Raw genomic sequence first — 12,654 nt, forward strand, 5'->3', positions numbered from 1 at the left:
GGACCGGTTCTAGGGCCGCCGGAGCGGCGGGAGGAAGGGCAGGTGCGCGCCGGTGCCGTGTGCCGCCGCCAGGGCGAGGAGTACGCCGGCGCCGCCGGTGCCGAGGTCCATGGAAAGGCGCATCATCTGGTCGCCGGGGAAGGCGAGTCGGCCTTCGTAGGGCAGGGCGTACCAGCCGAGGCCGTCGAGCTGAGCCGCAAGGTGGCCGGGGGCGGCCTCCGGTGCGGTGGTCCTCGCCAGGTGGAGGACCATGCCGGCCCGCCCGTTGAACAGCCCGGGCTGGGCGTAGTAGCGCGACCGGGCGGCCCGCACGATGCCGGCTCGCGCCGCCTCGAACTCCTCGTCCTCGCGGTGCGCGAGAAAGTCGTCGATCACCATGCCCATGCCGACGGACCCGGCCCCGAGGTAGGGCATGGTGCGCGTCCCCTCGTCGACGAGCAGCGTGCCCGCGCTGTTGCGGACACAGCGCGCGAGGTCGGCGCGCAGCGCGTCGGCGGCCAGGTCGAGGAGCTGCGGGGCGCCCGTGTCCTCGTACAGCCGCAGGAAGAGCAGGGCGGATCCGGTGGCGCCGTGGAGCAGCCCGGCGCGCTTGCCGGGTTTTGACTGCTGCTGGTCGGCGAGCAGTTGGGCCGCTGTCAGCGCCTGCTCACGGAGGGACGTTTCCCCGGAGGTGCGGGAGAGCTCGGCGAGTACGAGACCGATACCGGCGAGCCCCCCGTACAGCCCGGGAACCAGTCGCTGCCACTTCTCGTCCAGCACCCGCTGGACGAGTTCCAGTGCGCGTTCGCGGTGGCCGAGGCCGTCGAGGACGTGGGCGACGCCCGTCAGTCCGTCGTAGAGGCCGAGCGGTGTGCCGAGCGGCGGCGGGGCGGTCTGCCGCAGCAGCCATTCCTCGCCCTGCTCGTACCGTGGCAGACCGGCCTGGCCGAACGCGTGGAGCACCCCGGCGGCGCCGTGGGCGATGCCGAGTCCGCCCCCGTCCGCGAACTGGGCGATGTCGCCGGGGAAGATCCGGTCGTCGCGTCCGGGGCTGGCCGAGGCCAGGATGCCCGCGGCGATCGAGTCACGGCTGCGCGGCCAGTCGGCCGGCTCCGCCGGCACGTACGGCTCGGCCGGGGCCCGGCCGGCCCGGTCCGTACCGCAGATCACCTCGGTCGCCGCGTCCAGGAACTTCTGCGGTACGTCCGGGAACTGGCGCGCCACGATCTGCGCCAGATGGTGCGCCTTGTCGCGGTCGACGACCAGCAGGGTCGTCATCGGCAGGAAAAGGGCCAGCCGCAGACAGGCGAGGGCGTAGAGGTCCACGTCGAACCCGGTGCGTTCGCGGGGCGCGATGAAGCCGGGGTGCGCAATGGCCTGGCGGTGGTTCTCGTCGACGTGCGCGGCGGCCTCGAAGTCCAGCAGGCGTACGGACTCCTCGTCCGGCCCGACCATGATGTTGAACATGTGCAGGTCGTTGAAGACGACCCCGCGGCTGTGGACGGCGGCGACCGCCTCCTCGACGGCGCGGTGGATACGCAGCGCCCAGCGGGTGTAGTCCGCGACGGCGGCCGGGTCCGGCTCGGGTTCGAGCAGCGGGTGGCGCTGTGCGAAGAAGGAGTTGAGCGTCCGCCCGGGCAGGTGGTCCATCACCAGGAAGCTGTGGTCACCGAGCATGAACCAGTCGCGGGCCTCGGGGGCGACGCCGAGCCCGGACAGCCGTTCCAGCGCGGCCCGCTCCCGCTCCAGGCGCGTTACGGCGTCGGCCCGGTCGGCGGCGAGCCCGGCATGCGGCCGCGCCTCCTTGAGGACCACTTTCTCACCGCTGCGCAGGTCCTCGCCGAGGTAGACCCCGCCGCCGTTGGAGAAATGCAGGGCGCTCTCGATGCGATACGGCAGGTCGTTGATGGTGGTCGCGTTGCGGGCCGCGAGGTGCGGCTCCAGGAACGCCGGAAGCTCCACCCACTCGGGCACGTGGAAGGCCGGCTCACGCAGGTCCGGGACGAGAGTGCCTTCCGGGTTCTCGATCGCCGGGACCAGGGCGCCGGTGGCGTCGACGCAGTAACGGTGCGCGAATCCGCCGTAGCGGACGTACAGCGGGCCGTTGCCCCAGCGCAGATCGGTGAGGATGTACGGTCCGGGCTCCCCGTCGAGCAGATCGCCCAGCTCCCGGAGTATGAGGTGCAGTTCAGCCTCGTCGGCGGGATAGAGCGTGGCGAACTTGCCGCTGGAGCCGCGCCCGGCGTACTTGGAATTGCGCAGGTGGAGCGGCTGCGGACCCGGTACGAACTTGAACGGGACGGCGCGCGGGACGCAGAAGTCCCACACCTTGGCCGCCGTCTTCTCCGCGTTGTCGAGACAGGCCGAAACGTGGATCTTCCAGCCCTGCGCCGGCCGGCCGGGCAGCGGCGCGCCCTCGGCATCGACCGGGTTGATGTGCATCCAGTCACCGGAGACGAACCGGCGCCATCCGTGGGGGAGTTCGCGCTGGGCGGCCTCGAAGAGAGGCATCGACGACGCCTGCCCCTCGCGGCCCGGGGACGGCCGGTCCGGAGTCTCGTAGAACTGTCCGTCGGCGAGGCAGAAAACCTCGTACCGGTTGTCCATGGGTCCCCCCTCGGCTGCGGTGACATCGAGATTTCCACGCAGCCGCGGGGGAAGAACAGTCACAGCTGTCACGTCGTGACAGTGCGGTACTCATAGGTAAAGAACCGTTCGCACGCGTTCGAGAGAACGCGGGTCCGCCCGCCCAGCCCAGCCCAGCCCGTCCCGGCCCGTCACTCCTCCGGCGGGAAGACCACCTCCCCGCTGCCCACCAGCGTGATCGCGATCGCCTCGACCGGGCAGCCCTCCGCCGCCGCCAGCACCTTCTCGTTCGCGTCGAGGTCCGGGGCCGCCGGGTGCGACTGGCGGGCGGCGTCGAGGGTGAAGGCGCCCGGCGCGTGGTTCAGGCACATGCCGGAGCCGATGCACACCGCCCGGTCGACCTCGACGTGCCAGCGGTCCCCCATCACGCCTCCCCGTGGCCGGCGGGGAGGTGGATCATCTTGTGCTCCAGGTATTCGCCATATCCCTCGGGCCCGAACTCCCGCCCCAGACCGGAGTTCTTGTAGCCACCGAAGGGCCCGAGCATGTCGATGCTGAAGGTGTTCACGGAGTACGTTCCGGTCCTGACCCGGCGCGCGATGTCGATGCCGTGGTCTGTGTCGGCGGTCCAGACGCTGCCGCTCAGCCCGTACTCGGAGTCGTTGGCGATCCGCACCGCCTCGCGCTCGTCGTCGTACGGCAGCAGGCAGATGACCGGCCCGAAGATCTCCTCGCGGGCGATCCGCATCGAGTTGTCGACCCCGCCGAAGAGCGTCGGCTCGACGTACCAGCCCCGCTCCATGCCCGCCGGACGCCCGCCGCCCGTGAGGATCTTCGCGCCCTCCTCCTGCCCGATCCTGATGTAGTCCAGGGAGCGCTGCTGCTGACGCCTGGCGACGAGGGGGCCGACCTCGGTGGCCGGGTCGAGCGGGTCGCCGACCTTGAGCGCACCGGCCGCCGCGGCGAACGCCTCGGCGAACTCGTCGTAGCGCGAGCTCGGGGCGAGGATGCGGGTCTGGGCCACACAGGCCTGCCCGTTGAGCATCCAGGCGAAGGGGACGATCCCCGCGACGGTCGTGGCCAGATCCGCGTCGGGGAGGATCACGGCCGCCGACTTGCCGCCCAGCTCCAGTGTCACGCGGGTGAGATTGCGCGAGGCGACCTCCATGACGCGCCTGCCCGCCGCGACCGAGCCGGTGAACGACACCTTGTCGACGCCGGGATGCCCGACCAGGTACTCGCTGACCTCCCGGTCGGCCGGGATGATCGACAGGACGCCCTCCGGCAGCCCGGCCTCGGTGGCGATCTCGGCCAGGATGTACGCGTCGAGCGGCGTCTCGGGCGACACCTTGAGTACGGCCGTGCACCCCGCCAGCAGCGCGGGCGCGAGCTTGGCCGCCGCCGTGAACTGCGGGACGTTCCACGGCACGACGGCCGCGACCACCCCGGCCGGTTCGCGACGTACGAGAATCGACCCGAGCACGCCGGTCCGCCGCTCCTCGTGCGGGAAGTCGCGCGCGACGGTGATCGTGGCGTCCCAGACCATCATCGCGGCCAGCGCCTGCATCATGACGCTCGCGGTGTACGGCGTTCCGTTCTCGGAGGTGATGCTGCGGGCGATCTCCTCGTGCCGTACGGCGATCGCGTCCTTGATCCGCGTGACGACGGCGATCCGCTCGTCGAGCGTCATCCGGGGCCAGGGCCCTTCGCCGAACGCCGTGCGCGCCGCCGCGACCGCGCGGTCGACGTCGGCGCGGGACGCGTGCGGCACGCGGCCGATGACCTGTTCGGTGTGCGGCGAGACGACCTCGATGAACTCGGTCCCCAGCGGATCGGTCAACTCGCCACCGATGTAAAGCTTCCGGTGCTCCACAAGCTCGGTCATGACTTCTGCCTCCCAGGGCCCGGGGCCCGCGACGCTGCGTGGGCGTCCGAATATCTGACGGTGCATCAGAACTGATACCAGTTCCAGTCGGGGGAGTCCATGACCCGGTGCGGGCAGAACCCCTTTGCAAAGAAGTCGACTTGGGCGACTATTGGAACGAGTTCTAGTCTTGGCCGCCCGAGCACCGGGGCCGGCGGGGAACGACTGAGGAATCGGGGATCCATGTCGCAGGTGACCGACCACGGCGGTGGCGTGTGGTCCCTCAAGGTCCCCATTCCGGACAACCCGCTCGGCCACACCCTGGTTCACGTGCTCGACACCGACGACGGACCGGTACTGATCGACACGGGGTGGGACGACCCGGCGTCGTGGGACAGGCTGGTCGCCGGTCTCGCCGCGCTCGGTACGTCCGTCACCGACATCCACGGCGTGGTCATCACCCACCACCACCCCGACCACCACGGCCTGTCCGGCCAGGTGCGCGACGCGTCCGGTGCGTGGATCGCCATGCACGCCGCCGACACGGAGGTCGTACGCCGGACCCGCGGCGCGGAGCCCGGCACCTGGCTGGACTACATCACCGCCAAGCTCACCGCCGCCGGCGCCCCCGACGACCACCTCGCCCCGCTCCGCGCCGCCCGCGACTCGGGCCGCATGCGCACCCTCCCCGGCCTCAGGGCCGCCCTCCCCGACCGCGAGATCGTCCCCGGCGACCTGCTCCCGCTCACCGGCCGCCGCCTGCGCGCGGTCTGGACGCCGGGGCACACCCCCGGCCACGTCTGCCTCCACCTGGAGGAAGCCCACCCGGCCGACCTCCCCGGCAACGGCCGGCTTTTCTCCGGCGACCACCTGCTGCCCGGCATCACCCCGCACATCGGCCTGTACGAGGACCCGGACGACACCACGGTCACCGATCCCCTGGGCGACTACCTCGACTCCCTCGAACGCATCGCCCGCCTGGCCCCCGCCGAGGTGCTCCCGGCCCACCAGCACGCGTTCACCGACGCCCCCGCCCGCGTACAGGAACTCCTCGACCACCACGAGGACCGCCTCACCGGCCTGCGCGCCCTGCTCGCCACGCCCCTCACCCCCTGGCAGCTCGCCGAGCGCATGGAGTGGAACCGCCCCTGGGCGGAGATCCCGTACGGGTCGAGGAACATCGCGGTGTCGGAGGCGGAGGCCCACCTGCGCCGCCTGGTGAAGCTGGGGCACGCGGAGGCGGTGCCGGGCGGGGACCCGGTGACGTACGTCGCCGTTTGAAGTACGGCGTACAGACCGGTCCGTTTCGCGGACCGACCGCCCCCCCGGGGCGGCCTGTTACGGGCCGGTACAGTGTGCGAGTCGTCAGCATGCCGTTCTGGGGGAAGCCGGTGCGAATCCGGCACTGACCCGCAGCCGTGAGCCGCCCCTCGTGGGCGGTGAGTCGGAACGCCCGGTCCGGCATGACTACTGGCTCGGCACCGTCGAGGTATACGGAGCCGGAGCCTGGTGCGTGGTTTCCGCGTGCCCGGGCCCGGCTCCTCAGCAGGAGAGGCCCCCGCCCGTCATGACCCTTCGCCGCAGCGCAGCCACCGTGCTCGCAGCTTCCGCCGTACTCTGCGCGACCGCGACCACGACGGTGGCCACGACCACGACCGCCGCCGTCGCCGCACCGTCCCCCACGCCCATTGTCCCCTCGGGGCTCTACGGCGAGAAGGACCCGACGTACGACGGTGTCTGGCGGCAGTCGCTGGCCCTCCTCGCCCAGGACACGGTGGGCGTCAAGCCCGCCGCGAAGGCCGTGAACTGGCTGGTAGGCCAGCAGTGCGACAGCGGCGGCTTCCCGTCCTTCCGCGCCGACGCCGCCGAGCCGTGCACGTCGAAGACCATGATGGACAGCAACGCGACCGCCGCCGCCGTGCAGGCGCTGAAGGCGCTCGGTGGGCAGGACGCCGCGGTGAAGAAGGGCGTCAGCTGGCTGAAGTCCGTGCAGAACCAGGACGGCGGCTGGAGCTACAACCCGGGCGGCGCGAGCGACTCCAACTCCACCTCGATCGTGATCGGCGCACTGGCCGCGGCGGGCGAGAAGCCGGCCGAGGTGAAGTCGCAGGAGGGCAAGTCGCCGTACGACGCGCTCGTCACCTTCTCGATCCCGTGCGACGCGAAGACGGGCGGCGGTGCGTTCGCCTACCAGCCGGACAAGTCCGGCAAGCTTGCGCCCAACGCCGACGCTACGGCGGCGGGTGTACTGGGCGGGCTCGGCCAGGGGCTGGACGCGAAGGGCAAGAAGGGCGGCGAAAAGCCCGGCCAGAAGCCCGTCAAGTGCGCTAAGGGCAAGCTGGCGCCCCCGCAGGCCGCCGCGAACGGCGCCACGTACCTCACCGGCGTACTCGCCAAGACCGGGCACCTCGACACGGCCCCCATGCCCGGCGCCGAGGACGCGAAGCCGCAGCCCGACTTCGGCAACACGGCGGACGCCGTCGTGGCGCTGGCCGCGCAGGGCGGCGCCGAGCAGGCGAAGAAGCCGCTGGAGTGGCTGGAGGAGAACTCCGCGGCCTGGGCCAAGGAGAACGGGCCCGCCGCGTACGCCCAGCTGGTCCTCGCCGCGAACGCGACCGGCACCGACCCGAAGAGCTTCGGCGGCGCCGACCTCGTGAAGGCGCTCAACGCGACCGGCCCGGCGCCCGAGGCCGCCGAGTCGGCCGACGAGGAGAAGAAGGACAGCGACGACGGCGGTGCCTTCGGCACGTGGTGGATCGTGGCGGTCATCTTCATCGCCAGCGTCGGCGCCGGCATCCTGTTCAGCGGCCGCAAGAAGAAGAACCAGCAGCTGTGACAGTTGCGGGAGTGCGTAGGCGGCTGACGGCCGCCGTCCTCACGCTCGGCGCCGCGCTCGCGGTGCTGGGCGGGGCGGCGGCGGGGTCGGCGCAGGCCGCGTCCGCCCAGGTGGCATCCGCCCAGTTCGCGTCGTCGGGTTACCGCTACTGGTCGTTCTGGGAGAGCGACGGCGGTGAGTGGACGTACGCCACCCAGGGGCCCGCCACCGCCCGGCCCGCCGACGGTGACGTGATCGGCTTCCGGTTCTCGGTGAGCGAGGACTCGCAGGACTCCGCGAAGCCGCGCCACGCGGCCGACTCCTTCGACGCCATCTGCGACGACGAGACGCCCGCCAAGGACGGTGCCAAGCGGATCGCCGTCGTCATCGACCCCGGTACGGCGGCCGACGCCCCGGACGGCGAGCAGCCGCCCGCGCTGCGCACCGCCTGCGCGCGGACGGCTGCGGACGCGACGGCGGCGGACGCGCTCGCCTCGGTGGCGAAGCCGCTGCGCTACGACAGCACGGCGCTGCTCTGCGCGATCTCCGGGTACCCGAAGACGGGCTGCGGTGACCAGGTGGCAGGCCGCGACGACGCTCCCGCCACACGTAAGCCCACGGACAGCGACAGCGACAGGGATGGCAACGACAGCGGACCGTCCGCCGGACTGCTCGTCGGCCTCGCCGCCGTACTCGCGCTCGGCGCCGCAGGCGTGTGGCAGGCGCGCCGCCGCCGCGGATGACCTCCCTCTCCATGACGCTCCGTGCGCCTCAAGCCAGCCGCAGCAACGCCCTGCATGCCGGGGCCTGGTGGCTGTGGGCGCTCGGCCTGGCCACCGCCGCGTCCCGGACCACCAATCCGCTGCTGCTCGGGATGCTGGTGGGGGTGGCCGGGTACGTGGTGGCCGCGCGGCGGACGGATGCGCCGTGGGCGCGTTCGTACGGGGCCTTCGTCAAGCTCGGCCTGCTCGTCATCGGCATCCGCCTCGTCTTCTCGACGTTCCTCGGCTCACCGATCCCCGGCAGCCACACCCTCTTCACGCTCCCCGAAGTACCCCTGCCCGACTGGGCGCAGGGCGTGCGGATCGGTGGGCGTGTGACGGCGGAGCAGCTCGTCTTCGCCCTGTACGACGGGGCGAAGCTGGCCACGCTCCTCATCTGCGTCGGCGCCGCGAACGCGCTCGCCAATCCGGCCCGGCTGCTCAAGTCGCTGCCGGGCGCGCTGTACGAGGTGGGGGTCGCCGTCGTCGTGGCGATGACGTTCGCGCCGAACATGGTGGCCGACGTGGTGCGGCTGCGCACCGCGCGCCGCCTGCGCGGCCGGCCGACGGGTGGGGTGGGAGCAGTGCTCCAGATCGGGCTGCCGGTTCTGGAGGGCGCGCTGGAGCGGTCGGTGGCGGTGGCCGCGTCGATGGACGCGCGCGGCTACGGCCGCACCGCCCAAGTCCCGCCCGCCGTACGCCACACGACGACCGCGCTGACGCTGGGCGGTCTGCTGGGGGTGTGCGCCGGGTCGTACGGGCTGCTGGCCGCCGAAGGTGCGACGTACGGTCTGCCGGTCATGGCCGCGGGGCTCGTCGCCGCGCTGGCGGGACTGCGCCTCGGCGGCCGGCGCAGCGTCCGTACCTGCTACCGGCCCGATGAGTGGGGCATACGGGCGTGGCTGGTGGCGGGGTCGGGGGCGGCCGTGGCGGCGCTGATGATCTGGGCGGCGGCGTACGACCCGGTGGCTCTGCACCCCGGTGTCGTCCCGCTCGTGGCGCCCGAGTTCCCGCTGTGGCCGGCGGGGTCCGTACTGATCGGCTTGCTACCGGCGTTCGTGGCTCCCGTACCGCCGGCCCCTTCCGTACCTCCGGCACCTTCCGTACCTCCTCCCGCAGTGAAAGCGACTCCCCAGTGATCCGGTTCGAGAATGTGTCGGTCAGCTACGACGATGCCGCGTCGCCCGCGATCCAGGGCGTCGACCTCACCGTTCCGGAGGGCGAGCTGGTGCTGCTGGTCGGCCCGTCGGGGGTCGGCAAGTCGACGCTGCTCGGCACGGTCTCCGGCCTGGTCCCGCACTTCACGGGCGGCACGCTGCGCGGCCGCGTGACGGTCGACGGCCGCGACACCAGGACCCACAAGCCGCGCGAACTCGCCGACGTGGTGGGGACGGTGGGCCAGGACCCGCTGGCCCACTTCGTCACCGACACGGTCGAGGACGAGCTGGCGTACGGCATGGAATCGCTCGGCCTCGCGCCGGACGTGATGCGCCGCCGGGTGGAGGAGACGCTGGACCTGCTCGGCCTCGCGGAGCTCCGCGACCGCCCGATCGCCACGCTCTCCGGCGGGCAGCAGCAGCGGGTCGCGATCGGCTCGGTGCTGACGCCGCATCCGAAGGTGCTGGTCCTGGACGAGCCGACGTCGGCGCTGGACCCTGCGGCGGCGGAGGAGGTGCTGGCGGTGCTGCAACGCCTGGTCCACGACCTGGGTACGACCGTGCTGCTGGCCGAGCACCGCCTGGAGCGGGTGGTGCAGTACGCGGACCAGGTGATCTTGCTGGCGGGGCCGGGCGAGGCGCCGGTGATGGGTGAACCCGGCGCCGTCATGGCGGTGTCCCCGGTTCACCCGCCGGTGGTGGCGCTGGGCCGCCTGGCGGGCTGGACCCCGCTCCCCCTCTCGGTACGGGACGCCCGCCGCCGCGCCACGACCCTGCGGGCGCGGCTGGCGGAGGCGGAGCCGGGTTCTCTCCCCTACCCCGCCCCTTCCCGCTGTGACACTTTGCGGCTCCGCCGCGTGGAGGGCTCCGCCCCAGACCCCGCTCCTCAAACGCCGGAGGGGCTGGATATGCCCGCTGAGCGGGACCGTGCCGCTGGGCGCGCGCATCCAACCGGTCCGGCGTTTGAGGACACGGCCGAAGGGCGTCCTGGGGACCACGAGCCGAGCAAGCCCGCTGCCCGGCACCATCCAGCCCGTCCGGCGTTTGAGGACCGGGGGTCTGGGGGCGGAGCCCCCAGTTTCGGGAAGGGGCGGGTAGGGGAAAAGCTCGCTCGCCTGGTGCGCCGCCGCCCCGAGCCGCCCTCCGCCGAAGCCACCGGCACCGGCGCCCGCACCGTAGCCACCGTCACCAACCTCGGCATCCGCCGCGCCCGCATCGAGGCCCTGCGCCGCGTCACGCTCACCGTGTCCCGCGGCGAAACCATCGCCCTCATGGGCCGCAACGGCGCCGGCAAGTCCACCCTCCTCTCCGCCCTCGTCGGCATGATCGAGCCCACCACCGGCACCATCACCGTCGGCGGCCGCACCCCCCACCTCACCCGCCCCCGCGACATGGTCCGCGAGGTCGGCCTCGTCCCGCAGGAGCCGCGGGATCTGCTCTACGCCGATACCGTCGCCGCCGAGTGCGCGGCGGCCGACAGCGACGCCGGCGCCGACCCCGGCACCTGCCGGTCCCTGGTCGCCGAGCTACTGCCCGGCATCCAGGACGACACGCACCCCCGCGACCTGTCCGAGGGCCAGCGCCTCGCCCTCGCCCTGGCCCTCGTACTCACCGGACGCCCCCCACTCCTCCTCCTCGACGAGCCGACCCGCGGCCTGGACTACGCGGCGAAGGCCCGCCTGGTAGGTCTGCTGCGCGACCTGGCCACCCAAGGGCACGCGATCATCCTCGCAACCCACGACGTCGAGCTCGCCGCGGAACTGGCCCACCGTGTCGTGATCCTCGCCGACGGCGAGGTGGTCGCGGACGGCCCGACGGCCGAGGCCGTCGTCTCCTCCCCCGCCTTCGCCCCGCAGGTCGCGAAGATCCTCGCGCCGCAGCAGTGGCTGACCGTCACGCAGGTACGCGACGCGCTGGCCGGGAACGGGACCACGGCATGACCACCACGAAGCCCCCAAAGGCCACCCGGCCCGTACGTCTCGGGCCCCGCTCCGTCGCCGCACTCCTCCTCATCAGCGCGATCGGGGTAATCGCCTTCGGCTGGCCACTGCTCGCCGCCCCCACCTCCGGGCTCGCCCGCGACCACTCCCAGGACGCCCCCTGGCTCCTCGCCGCTCTCCTCCCCCTCCTCGTCGCCGTCGTCGTCGCGACGATCGCCGACTCCGGGCTCGACGCGAAGGCCGTCGCGATGCTGGGCGTACTGGCCGCCGTCGGCGCGGCGCTTCGCCCGCTGGGAGCGGGGACGGCCGGCCTGGAGCCGATGTTCTTTCTGATGATGCTGAGCGGGCGCGTCCTGGGTCCCGGCTTCGGCTTCGTACTCGGCTCGGTGACGATGTTCGCGTCCGCGCTGCTCACGGGTGGCGTCGGGCCGTGGATGCCGTTCCAGATGCTATCCCTGGGCTGGTTCACGATGGGCGCGGGCCTGCTGCCGGGCGCGGAGCGCCTGCGCGGCCGTATGGAACTGGCGATGCTGGCGGCGTACGCCTGTGTCGCCGCCGTCCTCTACGGCGTCGTCATGAACCTGCAGGGCTGGCCTTACTACAGCGAAGGCACATCCAGCGTCTCCTTCCAGGGCGGCGAGCCTCTCCACGAGAACCTGGCCCGCTTCGTCGTGTTCTGCCTCACCACATCGCTCGGCTGGGACCTGGGCCGGGCCACGCTCACCGTCGTACTGACCCTCACCATCGGCGGCACCCTCCTCAAGGCACTGCGCCGGGCCACGCGCCGCGCGGCCTTCGAGGCCCACGTCACATTCGAGGGCCCGCAACGCTGACCGAGCGGTGAGAGGGCCCACAGGACCTTGGTCCTCGACTAGGCGGGATAGTAGCCCTCCAGATCCGCCGCAGACCGCTCCTCCAATGCGCTGACCTGCACAGATCGCCACTAGCGCACACCAGGTCGTCATGCCCGATTTACCAGTTCTGCTAGTAAGAGGGGCGATTGCGGCACGGCTGCGGGGCTGCTTCATTGGAGCAGTCGCCGGGCGCAGCACGCCGGTCGCCACCGGCCCACCCGCGACATCCCCCGTACCCGACGTTAGGCATCCGCGTGTCGTTCTCGATCATCAACCGCCTCATCGCTCGCCCCAAGTCCGTCGCCGCCGGCGCTGCCGTGCTGCTCGGCTCAATGGGTGTGGTGGTCATGGGTGGCGGCGTCTCCGAGGCCGAGGCCGCTGCCGCGAGCCCGCAGACCGTGGCCAAGCAGATGATCCCGGACGCCGCCCAGTACGCGTGCTTCGACAAGATCGTCGAGCACGAGAGCGGCTGGAACCCGCAGGCCAGCAACGCCTCGTCCGGCGCGTACGGCCTGGTCCAGGCCCTGCCCGCCTCCAAGATGTCCTCCGCGGGCGCGGACTGGAAGACCAACCCGGCCACCCAGATCGAGTGGGGCCTGGACTACATGAACGAGCGCTACGGCAGCCCGTGCGACGCCTGGAGCTTCTGGCAGTCCAACGGCTGGTACTGATCCACTGATCCACCCGGCCCTCAGTCC

10 protein-coding genes and 1 riboswitch are annotated in these 12,654 nt (G+C 72.3%); of the genes, 7 read left to right on the plus strand and 3 right to left on the minus strand.

Annotation, left to right across the window (positions count from 1 at the left end):
- Positions 1-9 precede the first annotated feature (9 nt).
- The 3 genes from lanKC to J7E89_RS04815 all read right to left on the minus strand — a co-directional run bounded on the left by lanKC (position 10) and on the right by J7E89_RS04815 (position 4,450).
- Positions 10-2,586: a class III lanthionine synthetase LanKC gene (gene lanKC / locus J7E89_RS04805; RefSeq protein WP_214968737.1), complete on the minus strand. Its 2,577-nt coding sequence runs from the start codon at positions 2,584-2,586 to the stop codon at positions 10-12.
- Between the two features lie 170 nt (positions 2,587-2,756).
- Positions 2,757-2,990, minus strand: a complete 234-nt coding sequence (locus J7E89_RS04810; protein ID WP_214968739.1) for a ferredoxin — start codon at positions 2,988-2,990, stop codon at positions 2,757-2,759.
- Entirely contained in the window at positions 2,990-4,450 is a 1,461-nt protein-coding gene (locus J7E89_RS04815; RefSeq protein WP_214968741.1) for an aldehyde dehydrogenase, read from the minus strand. The genes J7E89_RS04810 and J7E89_RS04815 overlap by 1 nt, the downstream gene beginning before the upstream one ends.
- A gap of 222 nt (positions 4,451-4,672) precedes the next feature.
- On the opposite strand from J7E89_RS04815, the gene J7E89_RS04820 reads away from it, so the two are divergent.
- The 7 genes from J7E89_RS04820 (at position 4,673) to J7E89_RS04850 (ending at position 12,627) form a co-directional block, all read left to right on the plus strand.
- Positions 4,673-5,710 carry an MBL fold metallo-hydrolase gene (locus J7E89_RS04820; protein ID WP_214968743.1) on the plus strand — a complete coding sequence of 346 codons (1,038 nt, stop codon included), beginning with the start codon at positions 4,673-4,675 and terminating at the stop codon, positions 5,708-5,710.
- A gap of 55 nt (positions 5,711-5,765) precedes the next feature.
- Positions 5,766-5,905, plus strand: a riboswitch (cobalamin riboswitch).
- A gap of 91 nt (positions 5,906-5,996) precedes the next feature.
- Entirely contained in the window at positions 5,997-7,265 is a 1,269-nt protein-coding gene (locus J7E89_RS04825; RefSeq protein ID WP_214968745.1) for a prenyltransferase/squalene oxidase repeat-containing protein, read from the plus strand.
- Between the two features lie 11 nt (positions 7,266-7,276).
- Entirely contained in the window at positions 7,277-7,987 is a 711-nt protein-coding gene (locus J7E89_RS04830) for an SCO2322 family protein (RefSeq protein ID WP_214968746.1), read from the plus strand.
- 11 nt (positions 7,988-7,998) lie between these two features.
- Positions 7,999-9,144 carry an energy-coupling factor transporter transmembrane component T gene (locus J7E89_RS04835; protein WP_251060102.1) on the plus strand — a complete coding sequence of 382 codons (1,146 nt, stop codon included), beginning with the start codon at positions 7,999-8,001 and terminating at the stop codon, positions 9,142-9,144.
- Positions 9,141-11,102, plus strand: a complete 1,962-nt coding sequence (locus J7E89_RS04840; protein ID WP_214968749.1) for an ABC transporter ATP-binding protein — start codon at positions 9,141-9,143, stop codon at positions 11,100-11,102. The genes J7E89_RS04835 and J7E89_RS04840 overlap by 4 nt, the downstream gene beginning before the upstream one ends.
- Positions 11,099-11,935, plus strand: coding sequence for an ECF transporter S component (locus J7E89_RS04845; RefSeq protein ID WP_214968751.1), 837 nt, complete (start codon positions 11,099-11,101; stop codon positions 11,933-11,935). The genes J7E89_RS04840 and J7E89_RS04845 overlap by 4 nt, the downstream gene beginning before the upstream one ends.
- A gap of 275 nt (positions 11,936-12,210) precedes the next feature.
- Positions 12,211-12,627, plus strand: a complete 417-nt coding sequence (locus J7E89_RS04850) for a transglycosylase SLT domain-containing protein (RefSeq protein WP_214968754.1) — start codon at positions 12,211-12,213, stop codon at positions 12,625-12,627.
- Positions 12,628-12,654: the final 27 nt, after the last annotated feature.

This window comes from Streptomyces sp. ISL-100 (assembly GCF_018614615.1).
In the GTDB taxonomy this organism is placed as follows: domain Bacteria; phylum Actinomycetota; class Actinomycetes; order Streptomycetales; family Streptomycetaceae; genus Streptomyces.